The following is a 17,230-nucleotide window of genomic DNA, read 5'->3' on the forward strand; positions in this document are numbered from 1 at the left end:
TATTCGTATTGTTCTAGCTTGGCGGAGCTCGTTTTTGGACGAGGTCAACGCCACAAAGTCATCCCGTGCATTGAGCCTAATGTCTATTCATGATGTAGTCGGCAGTAGAATTGCGTAAGAATAAAGCTCGTACTTACTCTCTAGGTTTTGTTTCTCTATGAAATTCTTTTCTTTCTGCGAGTAAGGTTTTTTCGCCTCCAAATCAAGGAAAATACCTTGATAACTCCACCCTTTACGACGCAACTTACTCACTGATTGCTCTCCACTTTGTAGCTTTCTTCCATACCTATCTCTGACTGTCACAATAACTTTTGTATTTTCCGGCTGCTAATCATATCCGTACCATATTAATGCCTGGGATTTTTCACCCAGTATAAATGGGTCATCGTTTGGGATATCTGAGCATTGAACAACGGTAAACGTTTGGTTTTCTCTGTCTTTCTTGTCGTGTTGGTGAGATAAGTATTTCAAGCCTGCAACCGGTTTGAGTTTATAGTTGTAGTTGGCAGAATCATATTCAAAGTACGAGTCATCGTAATGTGGATACATAGCCTTTTCAAACCAATCCCCACTTGGATTATCGACAAATTTAATCTCTGGTGCAGCGTGACTTTCGACAAAAGAAGGCGTGTATTGATAGGTCACTTCAAAAAGATGCTCTTCCATGTCTGGGTTGGTCAGTGAATCAAACGCTCGTCCCACGGATTTCTTGATTTTGCTAATCGAGTCAGGATGAGTTAGATAGATTTCAATTAAACCGTGCCCTGCAATATCTGCCGTACTCGGTGCTATAACGGTATTTGGTACAGGGACAGAGCCGATTCCTGTTAGTTGCAAGCCATTAATAACAAGGTCAGACGTTGATAAAATATAGTCACTATCGGGGGTTAATGTTGGCGAGGCCGGCGCAATATGAACCACGTGAATATTATCTGCGTCGTATCCTAATTGAGAAACGACATACTCGTAAGATTGATTCACCCATAAGTTTCCTTGCGAGTGAGCAATATAAATTAGCTTTTTGCCTTTCCATGTATTGGAATCATTGATGAGTTTATGCTGCATCTGAGTTTTTTCAGTATCAGGTGAATCAATCGAAGCACTCAAGAGTTGTAAAAACTCACGAATCATCGTATTCATACCTTGGCTGACAAGATCAGAAACAAACCCTTTAAACCATGAAAAAGTCGCGCTAATTTTTTGGATAATGGAACTGTCCTGACGTCCGCTAACAATTTCCCAAAACGCTTCCCATCGGTCAAACTGCTTTTGACCCAACTCTTCTGTTCTTTGGTCAAAAGTTTCAGCAAAATCAGCTAAAACATTCAACCCGTTACTTTCAATGTAAGAGTCATTATAGAACAGTTGGTATTCAACGGGCTCACCGTTGAACTGTTCGATACCAAGAGTCGACTCTATTTTGTACTTCCCCTCCTTAGCCGAGTCTCGCGATGTAGCGACACCATTAAAAAAACTTATTGTGTATCCTTCTATATCACAGGAGTTCGCACTAACATGCACGGGAAGCACCATGCAAAGTAAAAAAGCATTTGTTAGCTTATTCACAGTACTTTTCCTCAGCTGGAAGCGATGTACTGACTGCACCATCTTGCAAATGATTATAAGCCAGATAAGCCATAGTTCTGGCTTTTGTATTGTATGTTAATGCTCTGATTGTTTTAGAAGTTTCGATTAAATCATCTACTGGGATACCCACAAAATCTTTGCAAGCGATGACTTTATCGTATTCGTCACCAATCGCCATGGCTTTGTCAATATTAGCCTCAGTCTTCTCACTCCAATCATGATATAGATTCTTTTGAGAGTAACGCGCGTTTTGCTTAAGCGCACTGCGCACCGGCTCTGACACTTCTAACGCATTGATGAATGCCTCAATATCGTCGCGTATTCCGTCCTTGTTTTCATCACGACCAGTCAGGGAGTCGCTTCTGTCTAGTGTGTAATCAAATTTTCGATATAGCAGAGCAAATTGGTCATCAATTGTAGGCTGAGCTTTAAGTTCTTCAGCAAGCTCCGGTGTTTTTTTAAAACTCTGATATTGGCTATTGTGATTTGGCGCTGAAGGCGTGGTGTTTTGCTGGTTACAGCCAGAGAGAACAAGCAGAGCGAGTAGCGATAATTTTTTCATATGCATAATCCATGTTTTTTATGGATATTACATCTGTGCTTTACGGATAGACCAATTGCGTTTTGTTATACCGAGTAAACAACTGGCAACTTAATTCTCTAAATATTTATGCCTTTATCTTGAAACCAAAACAATCTATATACTTCGATAATGCGAAAACATATATATCAAAGGATAAAAAACATTAAGATGTTTTATGATAGTTTATACCTTCCCTCTCAAAAGCTATGTCAGCAGGACAAGGTCACAACCAAAAGACACTGCGAGATTATAGGGTTTATCAACAACAAAGAGCATGTCATTATAAAAAAGTTACACATAACTTGACTAGGAAACTTGGTTACACTTTTAAACGAAATGCCACCCTATTCTTCATTGCGGTATTAGATTAGGTTATGTATATTTCGTTCGATAATAAGGTTAATATAACTCCCTTTCCGCGAAACCCTTTCAAACCGAATAGCTTGAAAGGGTTTTGAAACAACTACCTCCCACAGATTTGCTGGACAACAACTCGCTATGGAGGAAACTCGCCCTCTTTTAGAGGTATCTATATACTTACTCTATTGTTAATAGTTAATAGTCAACAAGTTATTTTCAGTCATATCCTTAAGATAAGAAAATTTAATTATACATAGCCCAGACATACTAACTACTTTTATTGAAGATCAAGCGACAATTTTTGATGTAGAATTATATTTTATCGCAAATTAATAATAAACTTAAGATAATTAGTTAAAAATCTCTAACGCTAGTGGTAATAACCATCAAGGTTTATAACTCTGTCCGCCATGTTAATGGTCTCTGCACTATGTGCTATTATTATTTTAGTTATGTCCAACTCCCTCAAACTTTGGTTTACTTTCTTTTCGTTAGCTTTATCCAAATGACTACTTGATTCATCTAAACACAGTACCTTAGGATCCCTATACAAAGCTCTTGCCAAGTATATTCTTTGTAACTGTCCGCCGGAAAAAACACTTCCCATATCGCCAACCAAGGAGTTAAATCGCATTGGAAGATTAATAATCTCATCAAAAATGCAAGCTTTTTTGCAGCACTCTTCCAATTTACTTTGTTCAAAATTCAAGTCAAACATAGTGATGTTTTCTGCTATCGTTCCAGATAAAAGTGAGTCATTTTGCATAACCGCAGAAAATTGCTGCCTATAGCTACTTAATGACAATTGGCTGATATCGATATCATTAAAAAAAATTTTACCCTCAGTCGGTTCTAAAAGACCGAGTATTACCTTCATTAATGTCGACTTGCCACATCCTGAGGGACCAACAATTGCGATACTACTCCCGGATTCTACTTCAAAAGATACATCACGAAATATCCATTCTGATGATTCTGAATATCGAAATCCTAATCCTTCAACCCTAATTGTACTGCCAGAAGTTTTAATTTTTTCTGATGAAAAATTTAATTTTTCTTTATCTTCAAGAGTAATATCTGACAATCGTTCTAGATGTAAACTCAACATTTTAAAGGATAACCATTTCCCTACTAGTGCTGATATATTTGACGTAAACTGACTTTTATATGCGATGAAAGCAAGAAGCATCCCTATTGTTAATTCTCCATCAATGACAATTAGAGCCCCTAGATATAGGATCAAAATGGATTCAAATCCATTCAATAAAGTAGTTATAATATTTTCGGTTAAGTTTAGTCTACTTTTTCTAATACCTATATTTGTCACATCTGCATATTTATTCAGCCAGCCATTTAATCGATTAGTTTCCTGACCAAAAAGTTTTAGTGTTTGTATGCTACGCACAGATTCCAAAAACATAGTATCCTCCTTAGCTTCAAATACTATACTTTCTTCTTCAAGTCTTTTTGAAGGATAAAAAAATGCATATTGCACAATAAGAGATACAGAAATAAAAACTAGTACAACACTAGAAAGAATCGGACTATAAATATACATCATGAAAAGTATTATAACTGCCATTAATCCATCAATAATCGCTTCAACCAATCCTGTTGTCATCATTTCTTTAATTGCGTTAAAAGATCCGAACCTAGATACAATATCTCCCACATGGCGCTTCTCGAAAAAAGAAATAGGTAGCCTTATCAGATGATCAAATATATTAGAAGCCAATTGAATACTAATTTCACAATTCAGTCTTATCATGAACCATGAACGGAAAGAACTAATAAAAACTTGTATTATTTTTAAAAATGAAAATCCGATAGCTAACACTAAAAGCAATGGTTTATCATGGCTTAAAAGCACATTATCTATAATCCATTGCATGTAATATGGTGATAATAATGCTAAGATTTGGATTAGTATACTTAAAGAAAAGAGAGCTATAAGAGAGCGCTTAATTCCTATTATTCGTCCCCATAGTTGTTCTATCTTCATCAAAACTCTAGAGTCTTCCTTTTTAAAATTTCTATTAGGAGTTAACTCTAGAGCAATTCCAGTGAACGCATCACTGAATTGTTTTTTATTAACAATTCTCTCCCCCCCAGCTGGATCATTTATATAATATCTACCTTTTTTAATTTTTGTAAGAACTACGTAGTGATCCAAATTCCAATGTAAAATGCACGGAAGTGCTAGGTGTGTTACTTCCTCCAAACTACATTGTAATGCCCTCGGTACCAAACTTAAATCGTTAGCTATATCCATTAACCGGAGAAGCTCTACCCCTTGATCACCCAAGTTAGTATGATGACGTAATGGTAATAGATTTATTTTATGTCCATAAAAAGAAGAAATCATAGCAATACATGCTAAACCACATTCTGTATTCTCTGATTGTAAAACCAAAGGTACTTTTTTTACTCCATTGAAATTTAACAACGTCTTAGCGTTAAAATTAGAGCTAGAAGAGTATCCTACATTCGAATTAGCCATTAAAATCTTCCTTTTACTGAATATAAAGGCTCTAACAACCAATCTAATAAGCTACGTTTTTCTAAAATTATATCCGCGTCTGCAATCATCCCGACTTTTAGTGGGTATGACTTACCATATGCTAAGACCGTTTGATTATCTAGTTCAGCTCTGACTTGATACATCGCCTCATTCACAGCAAAGGGTAAAGCCTTATCAGATGGCAATAATAACGCTTTATCAACACTGATTATTGTCCCTTTCACCATGCCAAATTTTTGATAAGGAAATGCATCAAATCTTATATTCACATGATCTCCTACTTGTACAAATCCAGAAGACCTCGTTGGTAACAACATTTCTAATTCTAGAGGCGAATCTTTGGGAATAATGCTTAAAAGAGGTGTTTTTAAGTTAATATTTGAACCAACATAACTTTGTATCGCGGTAACAATACCTGACTCTGGTGCTTTCTTAATAAATTCATATTGATTGTTTAGTTCATACAATTGAGTATTGATACTTGATATTTGACGTTCAATAGTAGTTAACTTTAACTGTAAATTTTCTGGCAAAGAATTTTTCTCACTTTCTTTAATCGATATTTCAAGCTCTATTGAAACGAGGTTTTGATCTAAGCGGTCGACATTTTCTTGAGCATTTAAATACTCCTCTAGTGAAACTAAAAATTCATTCCTAGATAAAAAACCTTTGTCTTTCAAATCTCTATTAATCAGATAATTATCTTTCTTAATTTTAAGTTTTTTTAAGCTAGTTTCTCTTAGTTTTTTAGCAGAAGAGTAACTCTTGTATAATTTTATTAACTGATTTTCTAATTTTAAATTATCTTTGTATTTAATTTCTTTAAGAATACTAATTTCATTTGTAAGAACGATTTTTTGTTTTTTCAATTCATTACTGATAGATTCTGAGAGCTCTTCTCCACTAGAAAGGCTTTGACTATTTTTTATTTTTGCAAGACCATCTCCAATTTTCACTTCCTTACCTTCCGAAACCATTAATTCTTCAATTATCCCCTCTCTATTTAGATAGACTTTAACTAGTCCTTTTTTAGGAGTTAAATATCCCTTTACAGATTCTTTTCTTGTATAGGAGTATTGATTTAAATAAATAAAAATCAAAAAAAAAGACATGAATACAAAAGCAACCTTAAAATAGAAAGAAAATGGTTGTGTCATTATCACATTGCCATACAGCCGTTTTTTTTTCGACTCAAAAACTTCTTCTCTAAACAAATTTAACCTATATAATAAAATATATTTTAATGAAAAAATTATTGAAATTTAATACAAAATACCAAGATAGACATATTCAATATCTTTTACATTTACAAAAGTTTCTTTAAAGTATCTTGAGTCTCTTGAATTTTTCAAGTTATCACCAAGAACAAAATACGAAAAGTCTGGAACAATAAAATTGATACTATTTATCAGATTAGAATTTTCATCGACCAAACAATTGTTACCATTACATATTTTCTTGTAATCAACGTTTATCTCATCATTTGGTATTGCAAATATCCTTTTAGTATATAGCTTCGACCCCATTCTAAATAATACAATATCCCCTCTATTTAATTTGGTATCTCCATTATATTTCTTTAATATAAGAATCTGACCATCTTTAAGAGTCGGTTGCATGCTACTTCCTATATTAGTAGCTAACACTACATTTTCCTCCAAGAACAAAATATTAAAAACTAAAAAAAGATGCAGTATTATTAGGAATTTCCGACATATTCTTGAATTAAATTTATCCTTACATACTATGGGAGAAATAAAACAACAAACAAAAAATACTAACAATACAATATTACTTACTATATACACTAAAGAGTCATTTAAATACGACATTAGTTTTAATACTAGAAAAGCTGAAATGATCAACAACCAAATATAATATACTTTCTTTCTAGAAATTAAATCATACAGACCTAATGATATAGCATTAAATATAATTAAAATAATTTTCATAATGAATAGAACCAGTAAGCTTTAACTTACTGGTTTTAATTTTTAATGTTCTATCGCTCTACCACCACCTTCACGACGGTAGTTACCATCTCTATCATTGTGTCCATGACGATGACGGCTATCATCATTTCTTCTCATGTTATCTAAAAACTCATCTTCCCCTACATTTAAACTTGTAGCATAGCCCGCTAAACCCCAAGGAGTACGGGTTGCAAAAAAGCCTCCTAGTGAAAGCCCAGCTCTAACTTTATCTCCGGTCGGTGCTCCATCCATTTGTCTATCTCTATGTGAACTTTCACCGCGTCCGGCTCCTACTACTAGCGAAATTTCTTTAATAGATAACTCTTTCATTTTTTTGCCTTTTTTTGAAAAGTATGCCTCAGTTGGCATAACAAAACTAAATGACAATCAATACAACCACAAGATATGTTACAAATTAAAACTATAGATATGAGCTATAGATCACACATTTAGGTTGACTTTTTGAGATTATTACCTAAATAGAGCACAGCATATTCTTTAAATAATAGGGTTTTAGATATCTTCGGGTATCAAATCTATGGGTGATAGATTTAGCGGGATATTGGGATTAATTGATTAGCCCATAGCTAATATCCTTTTCCACAGACTAGAGATAGACATTCTATCGAGGTTTTTTAAACACTTATGCAATACTCATAGAGCTCAAATAAACTAACTCCAAGAGTTTTAAAAATAAAAATGGTTGTTGCAGATTTGTGAGGTTTGCAAAAGCCGTATTTTATAAATCCAAAAATGACATTTAAAGTTAAAACAAGATTCGGATAATGATTTTATTTAGCTACAAACCCTAACTATTTTTCAAAATTGAAAATAATTTTTGTCTAAAAATTCTTATTTTTATTTTATTCAAAACCTAGCTTTCTTGTTTCAATAGCTATAAACCTTATAATTTTTAATAATATTACGCTTATCCATGGAGAATCAGTTTTAACTTTAAAAATAACACACCATAAACTTATTAGTTATTATCTCTTACAACTTTTGTAAGTATTTAAAAGTGAAATTATATTAGATTGGTCAAAAAATAATTACTCCAATAAACTAATCATTTCAGTAACAGTAAAGGGGTATTATAAAAATCAAAATACTAAAGGAAGCTCTCGCTCCAATGAACTGACGTCTCATTTTTGACAACAAATCCAAATTGAGCACTATCTTGCCTTAGACAATATTGTCAGTTCTGTTTTCGGCATATAGCATGCCAGAGACAAACTATATGCATATCAATGATTTGGATATGCTTAGAGGTTTACTATCGTTAACACACCTCAGTTTTCTGTTAGTTTTTACACTTTCAGCTTTTGGCTTGGAGAACAAAATGTTTAGAAAGAAAACGGTTCAGCTGTTCCCTCCAGTGACTGGAAAACTTACCAACAATGGCTCTCCCTTACATGGTGTTAAAGTAAAAAGAAGCTATGAATTTATCGATGTTACCGATGGTGAAATACATGACTACACGACAACTGACAGTGAGGGACGCTTTAGTTTTCCTGAGTTAACCATGCAATCACGCCATGCCGACAATCCCTTTGCTACCAATGTTATCTGGCAAGGTATTCGTATTGAAAGTGATGATCCAAGCAATGCTGAAGATGATGAAGTCTACCTATGGGATGCGAACTCTCGAGGGGTTAAACATAATGCTTACTTTGTCGAGATGTTATCTGCTCTAAATTGCGATCTATTGAATCGTGAAGAAGTGATTTATGTGTATAACTCAAAATACCCCAGTGGCGTAATTGTATACCCTATAGTCAGCATTTGTAGATGGCCTAAACGATCTGAAATTGAAAAAAGAAAAGCCGCAGACATTGAAGAGTTTGATGAGCTTAAAAATTTGGATAAGTACGGAAATATTAATGGATTAATTTAGGGGATAAAAGTGACAATACTTCCTCCAAGGTTGACCTCTGAGCTAACTAATTTTCCTATTCTATTCTTGAATAAAAAACGAAGAATTGAGCTCTTACTTCACATACAAAAACATTTCTAAACTCATTGTTGGACATAATCATTTGAGGACATTAACAACAAATAACTTCTGTCCAGAGGCTGTCGCATAACGCATCTAAGGAGGTTTCAGTCTAATAAACGATTGAAAAAATGAAGGTTCCTGTTAACGGTAAATATAATAGAAAGCCGCTCCAATGAACTGACGTCTCATTTTTGACAACAAATCCAAATTGATCACTATCTTGTCTTAGACAATATTGCCAGTTCTGTTTTCGGCATATAACATGCCAGAGACAAACCATATGCATATCAATAGTTTGGCTATGCTTAGAGGTTTACTATCGTTAACACACCTCAGTTTTCTGTTAGTTTTTACACTTTCAGATTTTGGCTTGGAGAACAAAATGTTTAGAAAGAAAACGGTTCAGCTGTTCCCTCCAGTGACTGGAAAACTTACCAACAATGGTTCCCCCTTACCTGGTGTTAAATTAAAAAGAAGCTATGAATTTATCGATGTTACCGATGATGAAATACATGATTACACGACAACTGACAATGAGGATTGAAAAAAGAAAAGCCGCAGACATTGAAGAGTTTGGTGAGCTTAAAAATTTGGATAAGTACGGAAATATTAATGGATTAATTTAGGGAATAAAAGTGATAATACTTCCTCCAAGGTTAACCTCTGATCCAACTAATTTTTTCCATTCTATTATTGAATAAGAAACTAAGAATTGCGCTCTTACTTCACATACAAAAACATTTCTAAACTCAAAATAGGGAAATTAGAAAAGTCTTGGCCATAACTTCAATAAAATGCTCAATCGTTTATATCGAGGCGCCAATGAGGCTGTTAAGCGTTTTTATGATTAACAGCTTCAACCTGTTTTTATGGAAAACGGGTTCCAATAACTAAGTTGACTCTATCCAACAAAAACGCCCTTCACTCAGATGAAGGGCGTTTGTTATTTGAGGTTTAGTTCGTTGGTTAAAGCACTAAACCACCGTCAATCTTGAGCACTTGTCCTGTAATGTAAGCGCTCTTGTCGGAGGTGAGGAAGGACACACCATTAGCGATGTCTTGTACTGACCCCATTCGACCTAATGGGGTTTTGCCTTCCATCATTTCAATGACTTTTTCTGGTAGGTTTTTGGTCATGTCGGTGGCGATAAACCCTGGCGCGACACAATTGACGCGGATCTGTGCCCCCTTTCTCGATAGCTCTTTCGCCCAGCCTTTGCTCATTGAAATAACGCCGCCTTTACTTGCGCCATAGTTGCTCTGACCGATATTGCCATCCGTTCCCACGATAGAAGAAATGCTTACAATACTGCCCTCCCCCTGCTCTAGCATGACAGGGGCAACACGTTGAGTTAGTAAGAATACGGCTTTTAAGTTCACGTCGATAACGCTGTCCCAATCTTGCTCTAGCATGTCTGGCAGCAATGCATCACGAGTAATGCCGGCGTTATTAACCAGCGCATCAATTCTGCCATGCTGTTTTACGATACTATCTACCACTTCGCTAACGGTTGCGGCATCGCACAAATTGACTTGATAACTGCTTAACTGCGCTGACTGGCTCCATTCCACAGGCGATATATCCAGCCCGACTACGTGGAATCCATCCTCCAGTAATTGCTCACAAATAGCTTGGCCAATACCACGAGCCGCACCAGTGACTACTGCTACTTTTTCCGGTTTCATCTTGGTCTTCCTTAAATGTTGAGATTACAAATTCGCTGTTATCCCTAGCGTTTGTTGTTTTTATGCTTAGTCGCGTTATAGCTGCGCTTCTCGTACGCAGGGTCTTTCATAAACTATAGAAACAGTCTGGGAGTCGGATGTGAACTAATCAAGACATCTTGATGATGATTTGCCAAATAATGCGTTTCCGTCACTGTTCTATCGATGCTGCTGCGTAACAAATGCGCTTTTTGTTGAATAAGCAGCCTTTCACTTAAAGCTCACCCATTTAATTCTTAGATTATGCAGCAAAGTCACAATAAACCTGTGGGTATTACATTCTTGTTATTAAAAATCTGGATTACGATTTTAAAGATACAGCGTGCTTTTAAACATGGATGCGAGAAAGACGCCTCACCTGACAAAGATAACAATACCTACGGGAGATAAAATGAATCAGGCTTACATAGATGCAGCAAGAACGCTGCAACAGTGCACATTTGGGGCATCCCAACGTGACATTAATGACCTCGTTCAATCAGGAAGCATTGAAAACTGGGTCGCTCAACAAACACTTATCCCTTCTTCATCTTGGCTTACTCACTTTGAACAAGATGAGTTGAATGTTCCCGACTTAGGACAGGGCTTGTATTACGCCAGCAGTTGGACGCGCATGACGGTGGAAGGCAACGATATTCTGCGTCAACGCATCGGTTATACCCTTTCTCAACTGTTTGTCGTGAGCGTAAAAGACCCAGCATTTAGTGCAGCGTCTAAGCGTCGTTACATGTGTAATTACTTCGATGGGCTGCTCGATAACGCTTTTGCGAACTTCCGTGATGTGATTCGCTTTGTATCGAAATCGCCAATCATGGGCGAATACCTAACCTTCGTAAACAACGTTTCTAATGAGCTCACTGCACCAGATGAAAACTACGCGCGAGAGCTGTTGCAGTTATTCACTCTTGGTCCTGTCAAGCTGCGTAATAACGGTGAAGTCCGTTTGGATGCCGAAGGTAACGAAATGGCATCTTACACCCAAGAAGATATTGAACAACTGGCCCGCGTGTTTACCGGCTGGAAGTTCATTGATATCCGCGGTAATGACAAATACAGCCAACCGATGTTGCCACGCGGCGAGCATGACATGGGCGAAAAACGTATTCTTGGTAAAACCTTCCCCGCCGGTGTGGGTGCAGAGGATGAGCTGGAAGCAGTGATTGAGCATTTGATGAAGCAGAACACACTCTACACTTTTGTAACCAAGTTCTTCATCAATAAGCTTGTGACCAGTAACCCGAGAGCGGGCTACATTCGCCGTGTCCGCCGGGCATTTAAACACTCTGATGGCGACATGCAAACTCTAGTAGTTGCGATTTTAACTGACAAAGACGCCCTGCGTTCTGGTAACTCAGTGGGCAAATTGCGTGACCCGCTATCTGTCTTTACTCATGCGATGCGCGCTCTGCAAGTGAAGCGTCGTGACGGTGCGATGATGTGGCCAAAACAATTCAATTGGTATAGTCGAACGCTGCCTTTATCTGCCCCATCTGTGTTTTATTACTATCAACCTGATGACGCGCCAAATCATCCTGATTTTAATGGTTTGGTGGCACCCGAGTTTAATGTGTATCAATGGCATGACATTTACCAATACGGGATTCAGTTCCGTGAGTTGATTGCTCGCTTCGAACAGGAAAACAAAGATTGGTACATGGATGAAACCTTGTTCATCCGTTACCTTGCGTTTGATGATGAAGGGGTTGTTGATTACCTCAACGAGCATTTGTTCGCTTTCCAAATGAGTGAGCAAGCGCGCCAATGCTATCTCGATTACCTCGCTCAGTGCCCGGGACGCAAACCGGAATGGCGCAAAGAGATTAAGAATCTCGTCATGAACGCACTGCTTTCACCAGAATTCATCACACAGGGGTAAACATCATGAACTTAACTCGACGTCGATTTTTACAAGCAAGTTCCGCTGGTGTGGGTATTTCTGCGCTGAACCTAGCGGCATTTCCAGCCTTTGCTGACTCGTTTAATCAATGCCAAAACGGATATCGCGCCGTTGTCGGCATTGACCTTGCAGGCGGTAATGATGGCTACAACATGCTTATTCCAACGGCAGCCAATGCCAACGCTCAATATCGCGCCCTACGTGGCAATTTGGCTTTGGATGAAACTACGTGTATTTACCTAGATGCCGTGAACGACACCGCAAAGCTGGCGCTCAACCCTGCCATGGCGGCGCTCAAACCTTACTGGGACAGCGCGAACCTTGTACCTGTGATTAACCTAGGACCACTGACTCAACGCGTAAACAACGTGATATATGGCGAAAGTACGCGACCAGCGCATCTGTTCAGCCACTCGCACCAATCCACCATGGTTCAGTCTCATGCGACCAAGTCTTTATCGAAAGAAGGCTTTGGTGCAAAGACATCCACCGAGCTAGGTACCATGCTGCGCAATCTAAACGAACTATCGCCAATGTTTGATATTGGCGGTACACAGGTGTGGACAAATTGTATTGAAGCACAATCCAACTCGGTGGGATCTCAACCTCCAAGCGATATTTTTAATGATCAACGTTCACGCGACTTGTTCGATCAACTGCAAAGTACCGGCAGTTACAACAATATTTTTCAATCGCATTACGCAGGTGTCGCGGTAGATTCCACCAGAATGTATGAGCAATTTAGTTCGATTCTGAATTCCGAGATCACCGATGCTTTCCCTGAGACACGAATCGGTAAGCAATTGAAAGCGGTGTTCAAGCTGATTCTGCATAAAGATCAATTCCAACATCCTGCTCAGTACTTCAGTTGTAAGTTGGGAGGGTTTGATACTCACTCAGCACAAATCAGCCGTCAAACTGGCTTGTTGCAAGAGTTGGCAGAAGCAATGGCAGCGTTCCAATTAGCATTACAAAACAATGGGTTGTTTGAGCAAGTGACGACATTTACTCACTCTGAGTTTGGTCGAACTCTGATTCCAAACGGCACCGATGGCACGGATCACGGCTGGGCAAGTCACGCTTTAGTCATGGGCGGTGGTGTAGCAGGAAAAGCAATTGTGGGTGAGTACCCAGATTTATCTGAACATAGTCCGTATTTGCTTTCTCGTGGGCGTGTTATTCCCACTATTTCTTCAGATCAATTGCATGCAAGTTTGATGGCGTGGTTGGGCTTATCGGAAACCGGAATCAATCAATTATTCCCTGCGTTGGATAACACTTTGACAGATTCGATTCAGCCTCAAATTCTCCCTATTTTCAAATCTTGCTAAAATAGAAACAGATAGAGTGGCTAATTGGTCTATAAACGAAGACTGATCAAGCGTTACTAATAAGAAAAAGCAGTGTTAAACAAAAGGCTCCGTGAATGCGGAGCCTTTTTATCATTGCGCGATATGCTCTTGACCTTTGCAAGCAGATTGCGATTTGAGCAACCAAGGTTGCAGCAAAAGATTGAACAACATACCTGCGATAAACAAGGTGATGACAATACTCGCCCCGCTTGGTAAATCGTAACGAGCCGAAACAGCAATGCCCGATAGTATTCCGACAATACCAATGCTGATACTCGCAATAAAGAACCGAATCCCTTTCAATGCTGCGGCGCACAAAGCCGGAATCACCAACAACGCAAATTCTAAGTAAATCCCCGTGAGCTTGACCGTAATCGGCATCAAGATAGCAAAGATAAGATAGAAGCCACTGCCCAGCATAAACTCAGGCTTGAACCATACCAACAGCAGCATCGCCGCGGTTATCAAAGCCAAAGGCCAAACGTCCGCCCACGTTGCCCACAACAACTGACCATTAAGGATGCCTTGAATGAAGTCACCGCCATGTGGGTCTTTGCTCACGAGCAAAATCGCCAGCGATGCGGATACTACAAACAGGCTGCCGATCATCGGCTCTAAATGCTGTTGGTATCGCTTCTCCATTACAGCGATCAGACCACAAAGCAATAACGACATCACCCAAGGACCAACCATCTCACCAAAGAAGGAGCCTGAAAACAGTGCGTATTGGTTCAACCAATAATGGCTGAGCGCAGCTCCCAAAGCGGCAACTTGTGCCACCGCCAAATCAATAAAGATGATCTGTCGATTGAGAACTTGTTGCCCAAGAACCACATTGCCAACCAGAGCAATTAAGCCGCACAACACCGCTGGCAATAACCATGCATACTCAGCCATGGTTTAGATCTTCACCGGAATGGGTTGCACGAGCACGTCCAATAAATCGTCGATAACTTGATCGTACATTTCATCCAAGCTTTCACCTTTAGAAACCGTCAGTGGCAGTTGAATCACAGGTTTGTTTGTATGCTGCTGTAACCAATTTGCTGGACGCTGGTCTTGGTGAGATGAGTAAACAATCGCATCAAAACTATTGGCATCTAACTTGGTGAGTGATTGCAGGTGAGATGTGGTTGGCGAGATACCCGGTTTTGGTTCTAAGTCAGCAATTTGCTCCATGCCAAGCCAATCGTACAAATAACGATAAGTCGCATGATATCCCACCACTTGCTTCCCTTTTAATGGCGCGGCTTTTTCATTCCATTCATTGAGTTTTTTACGCCAATGCGCACGAAACTTCATGCCATTAAACTGGTACGTTTGCGCATTATCTGGATCGATGGTTTTCAAATGCTCGGTGATCGCATGTGAGAGTGGAATCATATCGTTGGCTGCAAACTGCACGTGCGGGTTGCCATGGGCGTGAACGTCCCCCATGCTACGGTCGACGTGGTCATGAGTATCTAACATTCGAACGAAATCCGTTGCGTAAATCATACTCGGTGCGCCGTTTTGTACCGCAGCATTGCTACTGCGTACTTGCAACATGGGTAGCCACCCTACTTCCAACTCGGCGCCGGAACACATTGCCATATCAGCTTGGCGCATCTTAGCAATTAGAGAAGGGCGAGCTTGGACGTAATGCGGATCTTGCTTTGCTGTGGTCGCAGAATAGATGGTAGCTTCTGGTGCGTGGCTTTCGAGCAAGGCTTTCCATTCTGGCTCACAAACGAAGATGTTGAGAGCCAAAGCAGGCGAAGAGATGATGGCAGCCCCCGCCGCCATCATCGCTAAACTGCATTGAGTCAGTGTCAGCTTAGAACGCATGTGCACCGTGCGCTCCAAATGTCATAACGTATTGCAGAGTAAATACGTTATCTGTTTCGCTGTCTTGGTTATCGATACGAGTGTATTGCGCACGGATAGTACCAAAGTGAGAAGAATCCCACGCGATCATCGCATCCATCTCTTTATCATTCAATGCAGTGAAGTGCATATGATCGCCGTGAGCATGACCATCGTAGCTTTCTGCTTCACCGTAACGTAGACCTGCTGACCAGCTTGGGTTAAATCGGTAAACACCTGATACGTAGTATGCGCTTAGGTTATCTGGCGACTCCGCATCATCTTTAAACTTGCTGTCTACCACGCCGTCCAACAACATGTATTCCGCTGATAGTGTCAAGTTGCTGTATTTGTAATTACCATCTGGAGCCCATTTCCATACGAAATCTGCACCGTAAAGGTTTGCACCAGTAACTGCTGCACTATGATTATGGTCGTGACCATGCTCCTCTTCGTGACCATGACCGTGGTCGTGATCTTCGAACTCTTTCACTTTCCCGTTTTCGTTACGCAGGTAGCTTAAACCAAACAGCCAGCTAGACGACTCAGAGAAATCATTACCTAGTTTCAGCGTAGAGGTGTAAACGCCTACTTTGGAGCCTTCTTCAACAGAAGACATCTTGCTACCACTTAATGCTTCAACGCCAAATTTCACGTACAGATCCGTTGGCAACACAATGTTTGCGCGTACACCATCATCGTAGTAGTGCGAGCCTAGGAATGTGCGGTAAGCAATCGGACGCTCCACAAAACTGTCGGTGTGCATGTGTTGATTGTTCAGGTAACCAAAATCAGACAGGAATCGACCAGCACGAACATTGAGACCGTATGGAAGTGCCAGTGTCTCGACAAAAGCTTCTTCAAGCATCAATTCTGTTTCATCGCCATGGCTTTCTAATACTGCTGTTAGCGCACCGTGGAATTTGTCATCAATGTTTGCAGACATGTTCAACTCAGTGTGACCAAGACCAAAACCTTCTTCACGCTCTGAGTTATGACGTTGGCCATCTTGATAGTAACCGTCTAGCACTACGCCAATCTGAGGGTTCGAAAGCGTATCGGCAAAAACTGGGGAAACAAACAAGCTACCAACCGCTAAAGAGACCAATTTCTTATTCACTACGTTTTTCCTTATTTTGTTATGTTATAACACCATTCAATATTTCGCGGATGTTATAACATAACAAAGAGTAAAAAAAGCGAAGCATGTAACAATTTGTAAAATTAACTTATGTGTAAATTATCAATAATAATCATAAGGTTAACCGGCAAGCCCTCCGTATCACTCGAAAAATCCATACCTAACCTTGTGAAAACTCCTGGTTGGCAAACACGCGAAAGCGACTAGAATCGCTCTATTACCCAGATGACGCCAAGATGCTTGGATATAC

General features: G+C 39.2%; 13 protein-coding genes and 1 pseudogene. 4 read left to right on the forward strand and 10 right to left on the reverse strand.

What is annotated here, in order from left to right; translation table 11 throughout:
• Nucleotides 1–87: 87 nt before the first annotated feature.
• The 6 genes and pseudogenes from J4N44_RS24630 to J4N44_RS24655 all read right to left on the reverse strand — a co-directional run bounded on the left by J4N44_RS24630 (nucleotide 88) and on the right by J4N44_RS24655 (nucleotide 7,411).
• Nucleotides 88–1,533 (reverse strand): annotated as a pseudogene (locus tag J4N44_RS24630) (hypothetical protein).
• Between the two features lie 25 nt (nucleotides 1,534–1,558).
• Nucleotides 1,559–2,149, reverse strand: coding sequence for a hypothetical protein (locus J4N44_RS24635; RefSeq protein ID WP_009697043.1), 591 nt, complete (start codon nucleotides 2,147–2,149; stop codon nucleotides 1,559–1,561).
• A gap of 751 nt (nucleotides 2,150–2,900) precedes the next feature.
• Nucleotides 2,901–5,030, reverse strand: a complete 2,130-nt coding sequence (locus J4N44_RS24640) for a peptidase domain-containing ABC transporter (protein WP_079325312.1) — start codon at nucleotides 5,028–5,030, stop codon at nucleotides 2,901–2,903.
• Nucleotides 5,030–6,208 (reverse strand): HlyD family secretion protein, encoded by a 1,179-nt coding sequence (locus J4N44_RS24645; protein WP_050582019.1) that lies wholly within the window; start codon nucleotides 6,206–6,208, stop codon nucleotides 5,030–5,032. Before J4N44_RS24645 ends, J4N44_RS24640 begins: the two co-directional genes overlap by 1 nt.
• A 105-nt stretch (nucleotides 6,209–6,313) precedes the next feature.
• Nucleotides 6,314–7,003, reverse strand: a complete 690-nt coding sequence (gene lepB, locus J4N44_RS24650) for a signal peptidase I (RefSeq protein ID WP_353505866.1) — start codon at nucleotides 7,001–7,003, stop codon at nucleotides 6,314–6,316.
• Between the two features lie 42 nt (nucleotides 7,004–7,045).
• Complete coding sequence (locus tag J4N44_RS24655; RefSeq protein WP_252045353.1) at nucleotides 7,046–7,411, reverse strand: hypothetical protein; 366 nt, start codon at nucleotides 7,409–7,411, stop codon at nucleotides 7,046–7,048.
• Between the two features lie 952 nt (nucleotides 7,412–8,363).
• On the opposite strand from J4N44_RS24655, the gene J4N44_RS24660 reads away from it, so the two are divergent.
• Both J4N44_RS24660 and J4N44_RS24665 read left to right on the forward strand, forming a co-directional pair.
• Nucleotides 8,364–8,918: a DUF6795 domain-containing protein gene (locus J4N44_RS24660; RefSeq protein ID WP_252045354.1), complete on the forward strand. Its 555-nt coding sequence runs from the start codon at nucleotides 8,364–8,366 to the stop codon at nucleotides 8,916–8,918.
• Between the two features lie 484 nt (nucleotides 8,919–9,402).
• Complete coding sequence (locus J4N44_RS24665) at nucleotides 9,403–9,564, forward strand: hypothetical protein (protein WP_252045355.1); 162 nt, start codon at nucleotides 9,403–9,405, stop codon at nucleotides 9,562–9,564.
• Nucleotides 9,565–9,986: 422 nt separating this feature from the next.
• Here J4N44_RS24665 and J4N44_RS24670 read toward each other — a convergent pair whose 3' ends face one another.
• Nucleotides 9,987–10,706, reverse strand: coding sequence for a beta-ketoacyl-ACP reductase (locus J4N44_RS24670; RefSeq protein ID WP_009697041.1), 720 nt, complete (start codon nucleotides 10,704–10,706; stop codon nucleotides 9,987–9,989).
• A gap of 430 nt (nucleotides 10,707–11,136) precedes the next feature.
• Between J4N44_RS24670 and J4N44_RS24675 the strand changes: the two genes are divergently transcribed.
• Nucleotides 11,137–12,621, forward strand: a complete 1,485-nt coding sequence (locus tag J4N44_RS24675) for a DUF1800 family protein (RefSeq protein WP_252045356.1) — start codon at nucleotides 11,137–11,139, stop codon at nucleotides 12,619–12,621.
• Nucleotides 12,622–12,626: 5 nt separating this feature from the next.
• Nucleotides 12,627–13,973: a DUF1501 domain-containing protein gene (locus J4N44_RS24680; RefSeq protein ID WP_114321277.1), complete on the forward strand. Its 1,347-nt coding sequence runs from the start codon at nucleotides 12,627–12,629 to the stop codon at nucleotides 13,971–13,973.
• Between the two features lie 111 nt (nucleotides 13,974–14,084).
• Here the strand turns inward: J4N44_RS24680 and J4N44_RS24685 are convergent, their stop codons facing one another.
• From J4N44_RS24685 to J4N44_RS24695, 3 genes are read right to left on the reverse strand one after another with little or no spacing between them, the layout of a single operon-like run.
• Nucleotides 14,085–14,891, reverse strand: coding sequence for a metal ABC transporter permease (locus J4N44_RS24685; protein WP_017189559.1), 807 nt, complete (start codon nucleotides 14,889–14,891; stop codon nucleotides 14,085–14,087).
• A 3-nt stretch (nucleotides 14,892–14,894) separates the two neighbouring features.
• On the reverse strand, nucleotides 14,895–15,821 hold the full coding sequence (locus tag J4N44_RS24690) for a metal ABC transporter solute-binding protein, Zn/Mn family (RefSeq protein ID WP_252045798.1): 927 nt from the start codon (nucleotides 15,819–15,821) through the stop codon (nucleotides 14,895–14,897).
• Nucleotides 15,811–16,959: a hypothetical protein gene (locus J4N44_RS24695; RefSeq protein ID WP_252045357.1), complete on the reverse strand. Its 1,149-nt coding sequence runs from the start codon at nucleotides 16,957–16,959 to the stop codon at nucleotides 15,811–15,813. The genes J4N44_RS24690 and J4N44_RS24695 overlap by 11 nt, the downstream gene beginning before the upstream one ends.
• Between the last annotated feature and the right edge of the window lie 271 nt (nucleotides 16,960–17,230).

The organism is Vibrio sp. SCSIO 43155, from assembly GCF_023716605.1.
In the GTDB taxonomy this organism is placed as follows: Bacteria; Pseudomonadota; Gammaproteobacteria; order Enterobacterales; family Vibrionaceae; genus Vibrio; species Vibrio harveyi.